This window comes from Arthrobacter pigmenti (assembly GCF_011927905.1).
Classification (GTDB): domain Bacteria; phylum Actinomycetota; class Actinomycetes; order Actinomycetales; family Micrococcaceae; genus Arthrobacter_D; species Arthrobacter_D pigmenti.
Genome location: NZ_JAATJL010000001.1, coordinates 556,587 through 574,774, shown reverse-complemented (window position 1 = coordinate 574,774; position 18,188 = coordinate 556,587). Strand labels below are relative to the sequence as shown.

14 protein-coding genes and 1 pseudogene are annotated in these 18,188 nt (G+C 59.3%); 9 read left to right on the top strand and 6 right to left on the bottom strand.

All coding sequences use genetic code 11. The annotated features are described in order from the left end of the window. Positions 1 to 18: 18 nt before the first annotated feature. From BJ994_RS02785 to BJ994_RS02770, 4 genes are all read left to right on the top strand, one after another. Positions 19 to 489 carry a tripartite tricarboxylate transporter TctB family protein gene (locus tag BJ994_RS02785; RefSeq protein WP_167991244.1) on the top strand — a complete coding sequence of 157 codons (471 nt, stop codon included), beginning with the start codon at positions 19 to 21 and terminating at the stop codon, positions 487 to 489. Continuing rightward, on the top strand, positions 486 to 2,009 hold the full coding sequence (locus BJ994_RS02780; protein ID WP_167991242.1) for a tripartite tricarboxylate transporter permease: 1,524 nt from the start codon (positions 486 to 488) through the stop codon (positions 2,007 to 2,009). The genes BJ994_RS02785 and BJ994_RS02780 overlap by 4 nt, the downstream gene beginning before the upstream one ends. Beyond that, entirely contained in the window at positions 2,006 to 2,902 is an 897-nt protein-coding gene (locus BJ994_RS02775) for an NAD(P)-binding domain-containing protein (RefSeq protein WP_167991239.1), read from the top strand. The genes BJ994_RS02780 and BJ994_RS02775 overlap by 4 nt, the downstream gene beginning before the upstream one ends. Before the next feature lie 291 nt (positions 2,903 to 3,193). After that, on the top strand, positions 3,194 to 4,591 hold the full coding sequence (locus BJ994_RS02770; protein ID WP_209066516.1) for an Nramp family divalent metal transporter: 1,398 nt from the start codon (positions 3,194 to 3,196) through the stop codon (positions 4,589 to 4,591). Between the two features lie 202 nt (positions 4,592 to 4,793). On the opposite strand, the gene ltrA is transcribed toward BJ994_RS02770, so the two are convergent. Next, a complete protein-coding gene (ltrA, locus tag BJ994_RS02765; protein ID WP_209066508.1) occupies positions 4,794 to 6,146 on the bottom strand; it encodes a group II intron reverse transcriptase/maturase in 1,353 nt (450 codons plus the stop codon). A gap of 586 nt (positions 6,147 to 6,732) precedes the next feature. After that, positions 6,733 to 8,943, bottom strand: a pseudogene (locus BJ994_RS02760) (catalase). Positions 8,944 to 9,056: 113 nt separating this feature from the next. Here BJ994_RS02760 and BJ994_RS02755 point away from each other — a divergent pair. Beyond that, positions 9,057 to 9,227, top strand: a complete 171-nt coding sequence (locus BJ994_RS02755; protein ID WP_167991234.1) for a ribbon-helix-helix protein, CopG family — start codon at positions 9,057 to 9,059, stop codon at positions 9,225 to 9,227. A gap of 36 nt (positions 9,228 to 9,263) precedes the next feature. Here BJ994_RS02755 and BJ994_RS02750 read toward each other — a convergent pair whose 3' ends face one another. Continuing rightward, positions 9,264 to 10,592, bottom strand: a complete 1,329-nt coding sequence (locus tag BJ994_RS02750; protein WP_167991232.1) for a glycosyltransferase — start codon at positions 10,590 to 10,592, stop codon at positions 9,264 to 9,266. A gap of 63 nt (positions 10,593 to 10,655) precedes the next feature. Here BJ994_RS02750 and BJ994_RS02745 point away from each other — a divergent pair, with 63 nt between their 5' ends. Continuing rightward, a complete protein-coding gene (locus BJ994_RS02745) occupies positions 10,656 to 11,300 on the top strand; it encodes a TetR/AcrR family transcriptional regulator (protein ID WP_167991230.1) in 645 nt (214 codons plus the stop codon). Here the strand turns inward: BJ994_RS02745 and BJ994_RS02740 are convergent. The 3 genes from BJ994_RS02740 to BJ994_RS02730 form a co-directional block, all read right to left on the bottom strand. Beyond that, positions 11,293 to 11,739: a hypothetical protein gene (locus tag BJ994_RS02740; protein ID WP_167991229.1), complete on the bottom strand. Its 447-nt coding sequence runs from the start codon at positions 11,737 to 11,739 to the stop codon at positions 11,293 to 11,295. The two genes, BJ994_RS02745 and BJ994_RS02740, sit on opposite strands and share 8 nt — an antisense overlap. After that, positions 11,736 to 12,101, bottom strand: a complete 366-nt coding sequence (locus BJ994_RS02735; RefSeq protein WP_342450436.1) for an amino acid permease — start codon at positions 12,099 to 12,101, stop codon at positions 11,736 to 11,738. The genes BJ994_RS02740 and BJ994_RS02735 overlap by 4 nt, the downstream gene beginning before the upstream one ends. 407 nt (positions 12,102 to 12,508) lie before the next feature. After that, positions 12,509 to 12,706, bottom strand: coding sequence for a hypothetical protein (locus BJ994_RS02730; RefSeq protein WP_167991227.1), 198 nt, complete (start codon positions 12,704 to 12,706; stop codon positions 12,509 to 12,511). A gap of 242 nt (positions 12,707 to 12,948) precedes the next feature. Between BJ994_RS02730 and BJ994_RS02725 the strand changes: the two genes are divergently transcribed. From BJ994_RS02725 to BJ994_RS02715, 3 genes are read left to right on the top strand one after another with little or no spacing between them, the layout of a single operon-like run. Continuing rightward, positions 12,949 to 14,163, top strand: a complete 1,215-nt coding sequence (locus BJ994_RS02725; RefSeq protein WP_167991226.1) for a DNA adenine methylase — start codon at positions 12,949 to 12,951, stop codon at positions 14,161 to 14,163. A gap of 28 nt (positions 14,164 to 14,191) precedes the next feature. After that, positions 14,192 to 15,766 carry a DNA methyltransferase gene (locus BJ994_RS02720; protein WP_167991225.1) on the top strand — a complete coding sequence of 525 codons (1,575 nt, stop codon included), beginning with the start codon at positions 14,192 to 14,194 and terminating at the stop codon, positions 15,764 to 15,766. Next, a complete protein-coding gene (locus tag BJ994_RS02715; RefSeq protein ID WP_167991224.1) occupies positions 15,767 to 18,130 on the top strand; it encodes a restriction endonuclease in 2,364 nt (787 codons plus the stop codon). It begins immediately after the preceding gene. Positions 18,131 to 18,188: the final 58 nt, after the last annotated feature.

The window sequence follows — 18,188 nt, the reverse complement described above, 5'->3', positions numbered from 1 at the left end:
CATCAAGTGAAAGTAATCATGACAAAAACGCATGACCTCCACCGCAAGGGCAACGTTGTTGCCGCTGGGCTGCTATTGATTATCGGCGTGCTGGTTTTCACGCAAACAACTGCCCTGGGCGAATCAGGTGCCTCCAGCGACCCCGGCGCTGCGGGCTACCCCCGCCTGATCGCGGGAGTGTTAATCGTCCTCGCAGTGCTTCTCACCCTGCAACGCGGAACAGGTGACGCGCTGCCGTCTCGCGCTGATGGCCTGCGGGTGGTCAGCGTCGTCGTACTACTGGTGACTTATGCCCTCGCGCTTGAAGCTATCGGTTACATCGCTGCGACAGCAGTATTCCTGGCGGCGGCACTGCTTCTCATGGGCATCCGAAGTTGGCTCCCGCTGATCCTGCTTCCAGTGGGCTTCAGCGTGGCGCTGTTCCTGTTCTTCTACAACGTCTTTGGAGTGTCGCTCCCCCGTGAGTTCCTGGAAAGGCTGATCTCATGAACGATCTGATGACCGGACTCGAACAAGTCCTGACCTGGCAGCCGCTGCTGTTCATGTTGATCGGAATCATTGGCGGAATTGTAGTTGGCGCAATTCCGGGCCTCACCGCCACCATGACAATTGCGATCCTGCTGCCCTTCACCTTTGCCACCGATCCGCTTCCCGGCGTCGCGCTCCTGCTGGGAATCTATTCCGGCGCAGTTTACGCAGGCTCGATTCCAGCGATCCTGCTGCGCATTCCCGGAACCCCATCCTCCGCGGCCACGCTGCTGGACGGGCACCCAATGACGCTCCAGGGGAAGGCCGGCCAGGCGCTGACAATCTCTCTTGTGGCTTCGGCCATCGGCGGGTTGATCGGCGGGGTGTTGTTGCTCGCCTTCGCGCCCACGCTAGCCGGATATGCATTGAAGTTCGGCCCTGCCGAGTTCTTCATGCTCGCGATATTTGCACTCGCCCTCATCGCATCGATGTCCGAGGGCGCGATGGTCAAGGGGATGATCAGCGGCCTGGTAGGTCTGCTCATTGCCACCGTGGGTACTGATCCAATCAACGGCATCACCCGGCTGACCTTCGGGCTCAGCGAACTGCAGAGCGGGCTCGGCTTCATTCCCGTGCTGATCGGGCTTTTCGGCGTGGCTGAGGCCCTGGTACGGTTCGAGCACCACATTCGCCTCCGTAATGCCGGCAGCATCTCTCCTGGGTCCTTCCGACTTAAGTGGTCTGGGCTGCGGAAGCTGCTTCCCGGTGTTTCCTACAGCTCACTGATCGGCTTTGGCGTGGGCGTCCTCCCCGGTACCGGAGGGGACATCGGGTCCTTCATCGGCCACAATGAAGTGAAGCGCATCTCCAGGAACAAGGAGAACTTCGGCAAAGGTGACCCACGCGGTCTGGCGGCAGCCGAATCGGCGAACAACGCCTCCGTACCCGGCACGCTGGCACCAACCCTGATTCTGGGAATTCCTGGCAACTCCGCCGCCGCCGTCCTTATCGGCGCGCTGACCGTTCACGGGCTGCAGCCCGGGCCCGGCCTGTTTACCGGCTCACCCGACCTGGTCTACGGAATTTTCTTCGCGTTGCTGATAATTCCCATCATGATGCTGATTGTAGGTCTTGCAGGAATTCGTTCCTGGGGACAGATCACACGTATTCCCACCCAGTATCTGTGGCCCTGCATTTTGGCCCTGAGCGTCGTGGGAAGTTACGCGCTGCAGTCGAGTCCGGTGGACGTGATGATCACGATTGCAGCCGGTGTTCTGGGCTACTTCATGCTCAAGGGAGGCTTCCCGCCCGCTCCCCTTGTAATTGGGCTCATCGTCGGACCACTCGCGGAGACCGGTTTCCGCCGGGCAACGATCATCAGCAGCGGAACCTACGAGTGGATCCTGCAACCGCTTCCCCTGATCATGCTGATCCTCAGCGTACTTACCGTCGGTTGGTCGCTCTACCGGTCATGGGCCGTACGGAAAAAGTCAGTTCTGGCTTCCGCGGAACAGCGAAGCAAAGAGGAGGTGCAGAAGTGACGGCGAACTCGCCTTCCGCACTCTCAGCCACCACCACGCCGGACACCCAGAACGGTGTGCCCGGCGTGGTGGTAGGGGTAATAGGACTGGGAAATCTCGGGCTGCCTATAGCCCGGCGGCTTCTCGCGACAGGGATTGATGTCCTTGGTTTCGACGTGAGCCCAGAAGCGTGCCAAGCAGCCCGCGGGCTCAGTCTCGCATCGTCGATCCGCGATCTGTCTGAACGCGCGGACATTGTGCTCGTTTTGGTGAGCGATGCAGATCAGTGCAGGAGTGCCATCTCCGGTACGAGCGGGGTGGTGTCCGCGACAACCCTGCCCACCGCCGTCGTAATCATGTCAACAGTCGGCCCTGACGCCCTCACGGACTTGGCCGCTCCGATCCTAGGCTTGGGGACCGCCGTTATTGATGCACCAGTAAGTGGCGGCGCCGAGGCGGCAGCCAAGGGAGAGCTTTCGTTGATGGTCGGCGGCGCATCCGAGTACATCGAAAGGTGCAGCAGCGTGTTGAGCACGCTCGGCACGATGCACATCATGGGTGAACTTGGTGCCGGGCAGAGCGCCAAACTGGCGAACCAGATGGTGTTTTTCGGGACCTATGCTGTGTTGCAGGAGGCGTTGGCGCTGGCCAAGTCTGACGGCGTGGATTCAGATGCGCTCCTGGGGGCGCTTAGCGGCGGCACCGCTGATTCCTGGGCTGTGCGGCACCCTCGTTTCCTTCAAGAAACTGCCCGCGCGTATGATGCCGCCGCAATAGGACCTTCACACCGGTCCTGGCATAAAGATTTGCGAACGGCAGTTCAGGCGGCGTCTGCACGTGACCTGGATACCCCTGTCACCATATTGGTATCGCAGGTAGTCGGCGACCGAGTGGATCGGAGCGCTCGTCGGTAGTCATCATTGATCGCCAAGGCAACGCGTCCAATCATGTCCGCTTCAAAGAACCGAGCGTGGGCGTCCCGTAACACCAATACGCGGGGATTCCTTTCACCTAACCGGCATCACGTCAAACATGGGTTCCAAATAGCACAGGGATGTCTAATCTAGCGAGGGAGAGTTCCAATGATGGAACAACACATTAGTAAGGAGGCGGCCGGGCGGTCGGTTCCCAGTAAGGACCGAAAAGCCGGCCAGCACATGGAAAGTGAATTCGCCCCGGAGGTTCCCAGCAAGAATCTCCCCCCGATGGGGTACAAGGACATTCCGTCCCCTCTGCCGCTGCGCAAGGTGATTGGGCCCAGCCTGATCCTGACCGGGCTGGCCATCAGCTCGGGTGAATACATCCTGTGGCCCTACATCACGGCGGAAGCCGGACTGTCACTGTTGTGGCTCGCGATTGTCGGCGTCACCATCCAGTTCTTCCTTAACATGGAGATTGAGCGATGGACCCTTGCCACCGGTGAAACCGCCATATCCGGCTTTGTCCGGCTGTGGAAGCCGTGGGGGCTCATCATGGCGGTCGCCGCCTTCATCACCATCATGTGGCCGGGGTGGGCGACAAGCGGCGCGGCGACGCTGGGATTTGTTTTCGGTCTCGATCCGGGCGCGACTACCTGGATAGCCATCATTGCGCTCATCTCCATCGCGATCACGCTGACGGCCTCGCCGGTGGTTTACAACACCGTGGAGAAGCTGGAGGGGTTCAAGGTTGTTGTGGTGCTCATCTTCCTCCTGATCGCCATCACCACGGCCATCAGCGCGGAGGCGTGGGGGGACGTCGGCACTGTGTTCACCAGCATCGGTACCGGCATGGGTGAACTTCCGGGTGACCTGAGCCCCACGGTTGTTCTTGGCGCCCTGGCCTTCGCAGGTGCGGGTGCGCTGTCCAACCTTGCGCAGAGCAACTGGATCCGGGACAAGGGCTATGGAATGGGATCACACATCCCCAAGATCGCGTCCCCGGTGACCGGCATGGACGTTGCGGGTGCACCATTGGGGCATATGGTCCGCCAGGACGAGGCCAACCTGGGGCGTTTTCGCGGGTGGTGGAAGATCGCCAATATCGAACAACTGGTCACGTTCTGGGGAATGACAATCCTGTCCATCTCCGTCTTATCCATGGTGGCTTATTCCACGATCTACGGCCGTGACCTTCCGGGTACCGGTGACCTGGTGTTCATCGAGGCGATGGGCGAGACCCTCAAGGAAACGGTTGGTCCCTGGTTCGGTACCCTCTTCTGGGTGGTCGGTGGCTTTGGCCTGATGCTCTCTGCGCTGGCGAATGTTGACTATGTCAGCCGTGTGATTGCTGACGTTCTGAAGACTGTCTACCTCCAGACGAGCACTCGCTGGACCGAGAGCCGGATCTACTTCATCTGCGTGTGGGGCTTGGCTGCGCTCGGGACAACCATCCTGCTGTCCGGCTTCAACCAGCCGCTTACCCTGCTCGTGATCTCGGCCGTAATCGGCGGAGTAGCGATGTTTGTCTACACGGCTCTGCTGATCAAGCTGAACCGCACCGCCCTTCCGAAAGCCATCCGGCTCAAGGGCTTCCGGCTCGGGGCAATGATTTTCTCCGTACTGTTCTACGGCTATTTCGCCGCCCGGATTCTCGTCGCCTACGGCGCGCAGTTCCTGGGCTAGAAGGAAAGGTATTGCCATGTTGATTCGACTGTCTGCACTGTTCATCGTGTTCTGCGGTGTATTCGCCGGCCTGTTGTTCCTGGCTTCGATTGTCGGCCTTATCTGACCATCCGGCGGAATCATCTGAATCGAGTAGGTGGGCCGGGTTTCCCGGCCCACCTCTCACACCACCGTACGTGCGGGCCTCGCATACGGCGGTTCGTCAGGGTGTCCTGTAGCGATACCAGGCATCGTGAAGGAATATCAGCCCGAGTGTGTTCCAGTGCTCGTTGGGCAATGCCCGCTGAAGGATTGGGGATCCGGCGACCCGCCAGTAGCCCTTGCTGCTCATGCCCCACTCCCGGGCCTGTTGAGGCCGGATGCCGAGCTTTCGCAGGTTAGCCACGCGCGCCCGTCCGCGTTTCCATTCCTTCCAGCGGATCTGACGCATCCGCCGCCGGAACCATTCATCCATATCCGCAAACTTCCGCGGAGTCTCGGCCAGACGGAAATATCCCATCCAGCCCCGGATATACCGGTTCAGCAGTGTGATGCGCTCACCCATCGAGATGCTCCACTTCCGCGACGTCAACTGCTTGATCCGCGCCTTGGCCCGTTTCAGGGCCTTCGGCGCGACGCGCAGCTTCGCCCCGGAAGCGGTGAAGAAGAAGGCATAGCCCAGCAATGTAGCTACGCTTGCCGGACTGCTCTTCGACTTCTGGCGGTTCACCCTCAGTTTCAAGTCCTGCTCCAGTACTTTCGTGCACTGGTCCAGCACCCTCCCGGCTGCCCGTTTGCTCCGAACGAAGACCCTGATGTCATCGGCGTACCGGACGAACCGGTGTCCACGCGACCACATCAACTGGTCAAAGTCATCGAGCATGATGTTCGACAGCAACGGCGACAGCGGCGACCCCTGCGGGGTACCCTCCGCCGTCGCCCGTTTCACACCATCGGCCATGATCCCCGCCTCAAGATAACGGCGGATCAGGCGCAGCAGCCGCTTGTCCTTCACTTTCCGCGCAATCCGGGCCATCAAAGCGTCATGGTTGACCCGATCGAAGAACGTATCCAGATCAACCTCGATCACCCACTTATAGCCCTGTCCGATCACGGTCCGGGCAACCCGGACCGCATCATGGGCGCTCTTGTTCGGCCGGAACCCATACGAAACCGGCACGAACCCCGGATCAAAGACCGGAACAAGCACCTGCGCGATCGCCTGCTGGATCAACCGATCCAGCACGGCCGGCACGCCCAACCTCCGCTCACCCCCGTCAGGCTTGGGAATCAAAACCTGACGCACCGGTTGCGGGCGGTACGTGCCCGAATCAAGACTCTCCCGAACACCTTCCCAGTGTCCTAAGCACCACGAACGGAGCTCGTCCGTACGCAGTCCGTCAGCACCAGGGGCACCCCGGTTCGCCTCGACACGGCGTAACGCAACCAACAGGTTCTCCCGCGAAAACACACGTTCCCACAGATCCCCCGCCTGGCCGCTGACAGTATTACCGACATCCGCCGGGACATCACTACGCTCAGGCAGGGGCACTCTCGGATTCACCGATACCTCCATCTACTCTGGCCCGCGCACGGCGGGATGGCTGCGATCAACGTAATGTCCACGAGCGATGCCCGTTCAACACGTCATCTCCTAACGTTCGGCCCTTCCCAGCAACCATCACTGATTCCCGCCGGTACTATGGCCTCGGCTGACTTCTGCCCCATCAACACAGCCCTTAAAGCAATGTCGCCCCACCCATTGACAGCGGTAGAGCACTGGGACAGACCTCCCCGGATAAGAACATTTACTTTCCCCCTGCCGCCGCCGCATTTACACCCCGACCGTTTCGGTGGAACGGGCTTCAGCTTCGCGTGCAGCCTTACCCCGATCGGAATGCCTTCTATGCGGTTCGTGTCCCTCGGTGCAGGGATTCGCCTCCGGCTTCCTTCCCACCCCACCTCGCGATGACGCAGTTGCCATCGGCTAAGAGTTAAACCACCTTCTCCTCCAGAGGACTTCCACCTCCAAGCAAATGCCCATGCCGGGCGTACACGCACGTCAGGCCCGGTTCCAGCGAACCGGGCCTGACGTTTCAACGAATAAGCGGAAGCAGCTTAGACGCCGTCACCTACGCAGCGGAGATGCCGCAGAGCACCGCTCACTGCGGCGGAATCGGAAACCGATCCCAGACCCGGTGCTTGGCGAGCAATTCCACGATTCCGGTCACCACGGCGTCCGATTCCCCCTCAACCACGCCTGCGGCTGACCTTTCAACTCCAGCGGCGTCCAGCACAGCTGAGGAATTACCCACTGCACCGATGGCTTTTGAGTGGCGGAACGCTTCGGCGAGCATGAGCTGAACGCGCGGATCCACGCCACCGGGGAAGCCTGCCTTCGCATCGCGACTGTTGGCGGCGTCGTCGGCTGGCTCCGCCGGTCCGGCGACAATCAGCGCATCGAACTCCGTTGAGCGTGCCGTGAGGTAGGTGCGCTGCGCCTCCACGCCGCCGTCGAGCTTGCCTCCGGTGGGCGCGATGACCAACGGAACCATGCCGGCGTCGTCAATCGCGGTGCGCAGGGCGAGCACCGATGCCGGGTCGGCGTCAGGACCGGTAATGATGCCCACCATCCTTCCCGCCACCGGCCACGTCCCGCGCACCTGCGACAGTGCAGGGCTGGGGTCTGAATCCTCCACCGCCTCGTTGGCGTCCGGCGCCTGAAGTCCGAGTCCCTTGGCAACCTCGCTGCACAGTCGATCGTCTATATTCGCCAGGTTCTGCAGCTGGCGGAGGCGAATATTCTCTTCATAGCATTTGCCCAGTTCAAACGTGTAGGCGGAGATCACATGGTCCTGCTCCACCGGAGTCAGCGAACGGAAGAAGAGGCGCACCTGGCTGAAGTGGTCCTCGAAAGTGGCAGGGTTCTCCCTCATCTTCGTGGATGCGGGTAGCTGCTGCGGCACCTCGATGTAGGCGCTCATGTCCTCACCGGCGAGGAACGGGCAGCCGCCGTCGAGGGAGTTGGGCCGGTACGGCGCCACTCCCCCGTGCACGGCCGTCTGGTGCATGCCGTCGCGCAGCATGTCATTGACCGGGGCGTGCGGCCGGTTGATGGGGATCTGCGCGAAATTAGGCCCGCCGAGCCGTGTGATCTGTGTATCGAGGTAGGAGAACAGGCGCCCCTGCAGCAGTGGGTCATTGGTGACATCGATACCGGGCACCAGGTGGCCGGGGTGGAAGGCAACCTGCTCCGTTTCGGCGAAGAAGTTGGTGGGATTGGCATTGAGGGTCATGGTGCCGATGATCTGCACGGGCGCCAGTTCCTCGGGAACGATCTTGGTGGGGTCCAGCAGGTCGATGCCCTCGAACATTTCCTCGGGAGTGTCCGGGAAGGTCTGGATTCCGAGATCCCACTGTGGGTATGCTCCGGCCTCAATGGCGTCGGCGAGGTCCCGGCGGTGAAAGTCAGGGTCCATTCCGCCGATGATCTGCGCTTCCTCCCACACCAGCGAGTGGATGCCCTGCTTCGGCTTCCAGTGGAGTTTCACCAGCGTGGTCTCGCCTGCCGCGTTCTCCAGCCGGAATGTGTGGATTCCGAAGCCTTCCATGGTCCTGAATGATCGCGGAATGCCGCGGTCGGACATGTTCCACATGGTGTGTGCCTGCGCCTCGCTGTGGAGGGAGACGAAGTCCCAGAACGTGTCGTGGGCGCTCTGTGCCTGCGGGATCTACCGGTCTGGCTGAGGTTTGGCCGCATGAACCACGTCCGGGAACTTGATGGCGTCCTGGATGAAGAAGACCGGGATATTGTTGCCCACCAGGTCATAGGTGCCTTCATCGGTGTAGAACTTGGTGGCAAAGCCTCGAGTGTCCCTGACGGTGTCCGCCGAGCCGCGCGACCCCAGGACCGTGGAGAACCGGACAAAGACCGGCGTCTCAACGTCCTTGGCGAGGAAGCCTGCCTTGGTGACTCCCGACGCCGCGCCGTTGGCCGTGAAAACGCCGTGCGCTGCTGCTCCGCGCGCGTGAACCACGCGCTCTGGGATGCGCTCATGGTCGAAGTGTGTGATTTTCTCCCGCAGGTGGTGATCCTGCAGCAGGACCGGCCCACGGGGACCGGCCTTCAGGGAGTGATCTGTGTCGTAGAGCCGGGTTCCCTGGGCATTCGTGAGGAAACGGCCGCTTTGCGAGTTGACTGTCCTTGCCGCTCCGGTGGGCGCGCCGGTGGGTGAGACAGTTTCGGGTCCGCTCTGGTCCGGCTTGGGCGGAAGCGGCTCGCGCGGGTCAGTGGGTTCTTCGAGGCTGGGCGGTTCCACACCCGGAGCCCCGGGGATGTAAGGCTTGTCGGCGCTGTTGCTGCTTTCAGTCATGACTTGGCTCTCCATCTACGTCTAGAGTGGGCGTCCCGGACGGTCCCTCAGGCCGCCATCTCCACACTACTGGGAATAGTAAGCAGACTGAATAGTTTGAACGCCCTGAGCGTTTGAGCATCGGCCGCACGGGATCAGGAACCAGCGCGAGCGAGGAGCCCTCGCAAGCCGTCGCGCTTCGTCGCACCTCGGAAGAGCTCGCCGCTATCGACGGGCGGGCGGCAAAGGAAGGAAAGACATGTTCCGAGGCCATCCGCCAAGCGCTGATGGCCTCCAATGCATGAAGGTTCACGACTCCGCACTCAAGCGCGGCATCGAACTCATGTCACAGGCGGCCGCGCAGCCGACGACGGCGCGTGGTTGGCGAGCGCCTCCAACAGGTCGACCAGCGCATCGACGCCGCGTGACGCCTTAATCGCCTCGCCGATCCGTGACGCTTCCTCCCGGTAAGAGCTGTCGGCGAGGACCGTGCGCACGGCCTTGGCGACGTCGTCAGGCTTGGGACGGTTGGTTCGCAGGTTGATTCCGGTCCCTGACCACGCAACGCGGGCTGTCACTTCGACCTTCTCCTCCGTCTGTCCGGCGACCACTAGGGGGACGCCGTGGCGCAGCGCGAACTGCACTCCCCCGTAGCCGCCGTTGGTGACGAGAACGTCGGTCTTGGGCAGCAACTGGTCGTACGGGAGGTAGGAGGAGACGCGGACGTTCTCCGGCAGCGGTCCTGCCAACGCGGACTCCGGGCGGCCGCCGGTGGACACGATGACTAGCACGTCCTCATTCGCGAGGCCGTCGATGGTGGGACGGACGAGGTCGTCGAAGTCGTGGTTGGCGACGGTGCCCTGGGTGACGTGGATGACTGGGCGTCCGGCGTCGAGTTCGTCCCACCACTCCGGCAATGCGACGTCAGCGGCGTCCTTACCCCCACCCTGCGAGACCGGGCCGACGAAGTGCACGGTGTCGGGGAGGTCTGAGCGCCGGTACTCGAACTCCGGGACGGTGAACTGGGCGAGGAGGTCGGCACGGCGTGGCCAATCCATGAAGAAGCCGGGGTAGGCCTGGCCGGTTGCCTCGCGCGAGACGGTGTCGGCGAACTTCTGGACCGGGCCGAAAACTAACTTCTGGGTGAGCGTGGTCATCGCGCGGTTGCGAACGCGTCCGAGTGCTCCCGGTTTGGGTTGGATGCCTAATCCGTACGGGGCGGTGTCGCGGCTGGCGAGGCTGAGCGGCACGATGCCGCAGTTGATTACGGCTGGCCGCTCGGCGCGCGGGGTGTTCAGCAGCAGGGAGGCGCCCATGCAGAGCGACTCGGCGAGCACTGCGTCGGTGGGCATGGTGGTGATGGCCGACTGGACGGCGTCGTACTGAGCTTTGCCGGGGCGCATGAAGATTTCGGTGATGTCGTACCGGATGCCTCTGGGACCTTTCAGGCCGACGCGGCCGGGGAAGGCCTGGTCCATGGCGCTGTCGTCGAAGTCGGCGTCGGGCGGCAGCGGGAGGAAGGTGGCTCCAACGGAGGCCACTCGGTCGGCGTACCGCTGTCCGGTGAGGAAACGGACGGTGTGGCCGCGGTTCACGAGGCCGGCGGCCACCGCGAGCATCGGGGTGACGTGGCCAACGAGTGGGCTGGAACAGACGAGTACCGATGCCATGATGGGCTCCTGTTGAGGTGGTTACGTTGCATCAGTTTTCATTAATGTGTCACAGTAGTCAATATGGTTTCCAAAGTTTCTGGTTCGCGGCAGTATCGGTCGGCGCTTCGGGAGGAGCAGGCGCTCCTCACGCGCCAGCGCGTGCTCGAGGCAGCCGGGCGTTGCTTCGCCGAGAAGGGATTTACGACGACGACGCTCGGCGCCATCGCGGAAGCGGCCGGTGTGTCTGTGGAGACGGTGCAGATCCATGGGCCGAAAAGGAAGCTGTTGTTAGGGGCATTGGAATCGAGCTCGGCCGGCGTGCCGGATGTGCAGTCGATCCTGGAGGTTCCGGAGGCTCGTGCCGTGATGGAGGAGCCTGATGCTCGAGCGGCGCTGGTGGGATTGGCGCAGTTCGCGGCGTCGCTGAATGCGCGGATTGGCCGACTGTGGCAGGCGGTAGCGGCCGCTGCTCAGGGTGATGCGGAGGTCGCCGCCGCCTATGCGGGTTTGCAGTCGCGGATTCGCGCGGACTTCGTGAAGGTGGCAGAGGCGCAGGTCGCGAAGGGCGGTGCTCGAACGCACATCTCGACGAAGGAGCTGGCGGATACGCTTTGGGTGCTGACTTCGCCGTATCAGTATGAGCTCCTCGTCACCGAAGCTGGGTGGTCAGAGGAAGGCTACCGAACTTGGCTGGAGCGGATTGTGGTTGAGTCGGTGCTCACATAATGGACTTCTGCGACCCAGAGACGGCGAGGGACCCAGAGACGGCGAGGGACCCGAGGACGCCGATCGGCAGATCGCGCTGCAGGTTGCGGGTCCCCGCTTCGGTGGTGGCGATGACATCGAACCCGATGAAGGCGAAGAACACCAGAGCCGCCGCTGCGAACACGCCACTCAACCCATACACCGTGGGCTCGAGCCGGAAGAGGGTCTCAACCAGCGGTATGTCGAGGACCCCTGCCTCGGAAGCGGCAGTGTCCTCCCTCAGCGGAATGAACGGGCTCCAGTTTGCGACGTTGATGAAGAAGGGGCCGACGACGATCACCAGCAGCACCACAGCCACCTTGATCGCCGCCACCACCTGACTGACGCGACTGGACAGCGTGGTGCCCGTCATGAGCACCCCGGTAAGCCCGAGCATGAGCAGGCCGGCCGGCAGATTCACCCCCGGTATCGACGGAGGCAATCGCTCGGGGATCGCGAACGGGGTGCCCCCAGCACCACGCCGAGATACTGGCTGAACGACGTAGCCAGAGCGGTGGAACCAACGGTGAACGCCAGCACGAGGTCCATGCCAATCACGAAGGCCACCATTTCACCGAGCGTCGCGAACGAGAACGCATAGGCGCTTCCGGCCACGGGCACGGTCGTGGCCAGCTCGGCGTAGCAAATCGCGCTCAGCCCGACGACAACCTCTGCGATGAGGAAGGAAAGCTCGACGGCGGGACCTGCGTTCGCCAGCGTCCTGCCCTGTGAGTACGAAGACTCCGGCACGATGCACACGCCGACGCCGACGCCGAAGACGATGAGGTCGAGCGCGCCGAGACTTTTCTTGAGCTGGTGTCCCAGCGCTTCGCTGTCGCGTATGGAGTGTTCGATGGACTAGGTACGGAACACGCTCATGGCCCGACCCCTTGCTTCCGCGACAGTTGCGATGGAGCTCACTTGCGTCTGGCTTCAGCACGATTCTATGCCCGACGACCGAACCTACAACTCGTGGATAAGGAATCCGAAGTGCGGTCCCGATGAAGGCCGCGGGCATACCTTCCATTTCGAATGTACTGCTAGGAAGGGGCTTGCGGCAGCGCCCCGATCATGCCCAGAACTGGCTCGGGCGCGGAGCAAAAGTAGGTTGAGTGAGGAGTAGTTGAGATGGCTGACGTCATCCTTGCCGGACGCGGTCCAACTGGGATGATCTGGCCGGTGAGATTGCCCTAGTTGGTGTGGACGTGGTTACCGTCGAGCGCAGCCCGACACCGGACCTGGTGGCTCCGTGCTGCCAGCTTGCACTCTGGACCGTCGCGACCCTCGACCAGCACGGCATCGCCGACCGGCTCCTCGCCGAGGGCAAGCCCGTCAAGGCGCCATTCTTCAGAGCCACGATGCCGGACATGAGCGACTTCCCTAACCACCACCCGTCGCGCCCTCGCCCACGCCTTCGTCAAGGACCTGCAAGTCCGTTGCAGCGATGCATTGCGGTCCTTCCCGGCTTCAATCCAAGTCACGCCAGGCCTCCCGGAGCGCCGCCGCCAAGACTGTCAGTGCCCGCAGGTAATCTTGCATGTGCGCAGTACGACCACTGCCGCCGTTCATGATCGCAAAGTCTGTCGATCTAGAATCGACGCTTTTACTCGAGGAAATATCAATGCACCTAGTGACGAAAACCTCGTTTCCGCTACCCATGCAGTACCTAGGGTCAAAACAGCGGATTGCCAGTTGGGTCGTCGATGAAATTGCCAAGGCGTTTCCTGGAACAGAGAACATGGTAGATCTGATGAGCGGCTCCGGTGCTATCGCACACGAAGCAAGCATGCGCGGATGGAATATACACGCGAATGACATCCAACCATATAGTCATCAGGTGCTACGATCAGCATTTGAGACACCGCGCGAAGAACTACAAGAAATTGTAGAATGGCTCGAAGAAGGCGCGCTGGACGGAATGATCTTGTGCGGGGACAGAAGTAGAGCTGAAGCAGCCTTACTCGAAGAGGACCAATTCACCGCGAACGCGTACGAGGGGACGTTTGACTGGCGCGATTACTCACAATTCTGCGAACGGTTTAGCGGTAGATATAGCGGTGCTACTGGCAATTACGATCTATTTCTAGCTTATTATCCAAACACATATTTTGGCGTACGCCAATGCCTCGAAATCGATGCTATCCGCGAGAAGGCCGCTCAGTCGTCTTTGGACAATGCCACTCATCTCATAGCAGCATTGATCTCAGGCTTAACTTTCGTCGCCTCTACCACCACGCATCTTGCACAGTTCCTTAAGCCGACTTCTCATTCTACCGCGTTGAATCTAATAAAGCGTAGAAGCCAGAGCGTCCAGGGACATGTTTTAGAGTGCTTGAAGAATTTGATAAATTATCCAATGCCAGATATCACGAGCACAAGCAATGCTCCTTTCCAAGCCGTGCTTGCCGAGCGCATCTTCGACCCTACCAAAACCGTGGTTTATGCGGATCCTCCTTACTTCAAGGAGCACTACTCACGTTACTACCACGTATTGGATACTTTGGCTTTGTATGACTATCCCGATCTTACATTCAATAATCGACTCGGATCGGTCACCGTAGGGCGTTATAGAAGTGACCGAATCGTCAGCGATTTTGGATTACGTTCAAAGGTCGCGGATACATTTCAGCAAATGTTCTGCCTTGCTTGGAAGAACGATCTGCAGATGGCACTGAGTTACGCGAGCACTTCGCTTCTTAGCGCGGACAGGATCATCGACTTAGCCGAATCAGCCGGGTATGAGACCGAGCTAAGGCAGATCGAGCTTCGCCATTCCGGCCAGGGGCAGGTCCGGACAAAGTCGGACGTCACTGAGTACCTGTTTTTGCTTCGCCATGCCCACTAGCATTTCGAATCGAAGGCGGAGTGGGGCCGTGAGTGGCCTGAGAAGCGCTTTATCCGTCCTGCCACCAGCGCACGACACGCCGATTGGCATCGTTCATCCGTACTGGGCGCGCAAACCGATGAACACCTTGGAATTGATCATTCGACATTTGACCGAAGAGGGAGACGTTGTTGTCGATCCGTTCATGGGTTCCGGAACGACGATATTTGCCGCTCTCCAGACACAGCGAGCAGCTATCGGGAGCGACATCAGCGCACTATCCCAACATCTGGTGAGTGGGTTGCTGGACATCATCGAAAACGCGGAGCTTGTCATCCCCGAGATTCGCAGGATTTTAGATGCACATAGTGAGATGACTCTCCCCTGGTTTGAGTTCGAAAGCGGCATCTACGTCGAGCGAGTACGCTTCAAGGTGAATGGAGAATTTAGGGACGGTCTATTCACACTCGAGCCCACCGAAGTTGTCACCAAACACCGCCACGGCGGTTCTTGGATGGGCAGAAAGGCTCATACAGGCGCGGAGAGTCTTGAAAGACTGCTGGCCATCGACGAGGCCGCAAGTTACTACATTGATGCGCCGATCAATTTCGATACGGTGAGCTTACAGGCTAATTCGCGCATCGCCATTCCTCACGGAGCAACGCTCGCCCATTATTTCACTGCCGAGAACCGCGCGAGCATCAACGCTCTTTTGAAGCTCATACAGTGCTCACCACTATTCGAGAGCCATTCTGCAGCGCTGAAATTGGTGCTATCTGCCTCATTACCTACACTCCGGCTATCAGATAGAAAAGCGAGCTCTCAATGGCCATACTGGCGACCCAAAACAGATCTGACTTCTCGAAATCCTGTTATCGTTCTTGAGTCAAAGTATAAGCAGATAACTGAGCTAGTCAAATGGGCCAGCGGCACAGCGCTTGAGAGTGAATTTGGCACCCGCCACAAGCTCCTGACATCTGCGGCACAAATGCTAACGAGCGATTCTCTCGGATGTCGCGCCAAACTGGTGCTTACCGATCCTCCCTATGGAGACCAGGTTCCCTATCTCGAGTACTCCGCTATGTGGAACGGTGTACTTGGCCTCAATGGGGAGCCGGAAACGAGCTCGCAAGAGCTCGTCAGGTCGGATGCCAATCATCGGCGGTCCGACTCGTCGGAATACCTCGAGCGGTTAAGAACTGCTTTCATTGCGAATGCTCGACTCCTTGAGCAGGACGGGTTTCTAGCCTGGTTTTACCAGGATCAGGATTTGCGCTGCTGGAAAGCAATCTATGATGCGTCCGTCGAGGCTAACTTGCGCCTGCTGGACGTTATACCCCTCGCCAAGCAGAGACGATCTTTGAAAACCGTGACGTCCCCGAACTCCACGCTAGATGGAGATTTGCTGTGCATATTTACAGCGGACAACGCTCCTTCGGGGTCAGGAGACGATAGCCGCCCATTCGAGCAGGTCGATGGTAGAAGCGACTTAGGCGTTCCGAACGGGTCGTACTTCGACAGATATGCTGTACTCATATCGAGCGCCTTGAGATCCGGCGACATTGGGCAACTTGCCGATAAATATAAGACTGTGAAGCGAGCTCTTGCCGCGGTGGAGGAATAAATGTATTGGTTGTTCGATGATGAAACTAGAGAAAGCGTTCGGAAGACAGTTGAACTGCTCGTAGAGTCGCTATCAACTGTATCCGGAAGCACCCAGTCAGATCAGTTGTTTCCATATGTAGGTCGTAAAGATTTTCGGAAGGCCAGCATAGTGGTCGACACGTTGAGTGCTGCTTCCGATACCATAGTTGACCCTTTCTCCGGTTCTGGCATTTTCACTTATGCGGCAGTTGCTCAAAAGCGCAACATCTTGTCAAACGAGTGGGAACCGTTCGCTCATCGCATGAGCACAGCTCCTTGGCGAGTTCCTGCAAGTGCGAAAGTAACCACTGCGAGAAACAAATTAGTAGATCGTCTCACCCCGCGGATGAACTATCTATATCGAGCGATTTGTCCGTGTGGCCATGAACATGTAATCGACACACAGTTTTTCGATCGTTCACCTTTACGCTTCAGAGACGTAACGCCGCATCCCAGGCTTGGACGGAACGGCGAAACTGTTACTTATAGAAGAGCGCGACGGTGTCCGATCTGCAGGACAACTGAGAAGTTCTTCGACGCGGATGATCAGCGTCATTTAGACGAAATCAGTTCGATTGAACTCTCGCCGAAGTATCGTACTTTATTCGCACAGCCACTAATCAAGAATTCTCGCATCAATCTTTCGGATAACTGGACGACCTATGGCAACCTATTTCCCCATCGGTCTAAGCTTGCTTTGGCTGACATCTGGGACGCCATAACTGACCTGGAGGAGGAATCCGTTCAATTGTTTTTTCAAGATGCTTTTTTGGCAATAATTCCTCAGGCGAAGTATAAGGACTACCGCAGCAAGAGCCAGGATATGCACGTACCCGAGGTGCAACTGCGCGAAGTGAACATAATGTTCCGTTTCTTAGAGTCTATAGAGCGGAGAGACTCCCGGCTTCGGGAGTACGAATTCTCGACTCCGTCGGGTGTCTCCCCGATAAGTTGTGCGGACTTTCGAGCATTCATGTCCAATCTCGAGCCTAAGAGTGCGCAACTAGTACTAACTGATCCACCGTGGAGTGACGGAAACGCATACTTCGAGAAGGCACAGCTCTATCACCCCTGGCTGGATTACAGTTTGGCTGATGACTTGGAGCGACTTGATGGAGAGATGGTAGTTACAGATGCTCCTTCAAGATCAGTTGAACACGGTGAAGATCGCTGGTGGGTCGATATGGCGCAGTTCTTGGGCTGCGCAGCTTCAGTCACGCGCGACCTTGGATACCTTGCCATGTACTTTCGGCCCATCCCAGTCCGGCGGTGGCTGGAAAACCTCAACAAGCTGAAGCTTCAGGCTCGGATCGCAGGCTTCGAACCGCTCCTTACAGTGGACGTGTCAGGTGACGATCCATCCATGCGCATCCAGCAAAGTGCCTCATTCGTTTTTTCGCAGGACATGGTGTTTGTTTTCCTGAAGCTACCCGAGGCACTGCGTCGAAGGTTCGTGGGCGACCTTGACTTAGACCACTTGGCATATGTGACAGCTGCGCGCCTCCAAGAAGCAAAGGCGATGCCCTTTTCTGAGTTTGAATGGCGTAGGGAGTTCAGTCGAAGAGTGCTTGACGAGGGCGTGCCCGAGGTCAACCTTCCCGCCAACGAACACGTCGTCAGCGAGCTTTTCGAGCGCTATACGCGAGAAGTGCAACCCGGACTGTTCCTGATTCAGACTCAAACTCCTTTCGCTGGTCAGCTGTTTGACGTTCCTGCTGCGGAACGCCTTTTCGCCTATGTCCCCACCGTGGTCCGGGAACTTACGCAAGACGGATCCTCCTTCACCTATGAGAAGTTCCTTCTCCGACTCGCTGCTTATGTGGAGAATGGCACGCGCATGTTGATCCAGGAGGTCCAAGGCGTGGATATGCGGGCGATACTTGCTCCGTACGCAACAGCTTCTGAAGACGGCAGAGTCTTCGTGAAGCGCGAGATTCCGAGGTTGCCCGCTGGCATATCCCAGGTGATGGAACTTAATCCGTCCCAGTTTGAGCAGTTTGCGGCTGAATTGCTCAAACGGCAAGGATTCACAGATGTCGCTGTACAAGGCGGTTCTGGTGACCGTGGAGTCGATATTGTCGCGAAGGACAGTTTCGGCGTGAGTATCGTGGTTCAGTGCAAGCGGTATATCGGTAATGTCAGCGCTACTCCGGTACAGCGGCTTCACAGTTTCGCTGTCACGAGAGGCGCTGGGCGACGAATGGTTGTTACCACTTCAGGCTACACACGAGATGCCAGGGATGAAGCAGTTCGAACCGACACTGAGCTAATCGATGGCTCCCGACTTGAGGAACTCGTTGCCCATTTGATGCCCGAGTTCGCCAAAGGCGTCGGTCCTCAATAGTTGAGAGTCCGATACGGACTTTCTAGCAACGGAGATGAGTCCGCGCTACGGATCGAAG

Excerpts from the sequence above, each read along its gene's own strand:
- BJ994_RS02785 (WP_167991244.1), top strand. The coding sequence starts at position 19 with ATGACAAAAACGCATGACCTCCACCGCAAGGGCAACGTTGTTGCCGCT.
- BJ994_RS02780 (WP_167991242.1), top strand. The coding sequence starts at position 486 with ATGAACGATCTGATGACCGGACTCGAACAAGTCCTGACCTGGCAGCCG.
- BJ994_RS02770 (WP_209066516.1), top strand. The coding sequence starts at position 3,194 with ATGGGGTACAAGGACATTCCGTCCCCTCTGCCGCTGCGCAAGGTGATT.
- ltrA (WP_209066508.1), bottom strand. The coding sequence starts at position 6,146 with ATGGAGGTATCGGTGAATCCGAGAGTGCCCCTGCCTGAGCGTAGTGAT.
- BJ994_RS02750 (WP_167991232.1), bottom strand. The coding sequence starts at position 10,592 with ATGGCATCGGTACTCGTCTGTTCCAGCCCACTCGTTGGCCACGTCACC.
- BJ994_RS02745 (WP_167991230.1), top strand. The coding sequence starts at position 10,656 with ATGGTTTCCAAAGTTTCTGGTTCGCGGCAGTATCGGTCGGCGCTTCGG.
- BJ994_RS02715 (WP_167991224.1), top strand. The coding sequence starts at position 15,767 with ATGTATTGGTTGTTCGATGATGAAACTAGAGAAAGCGTTCGGAAGACA.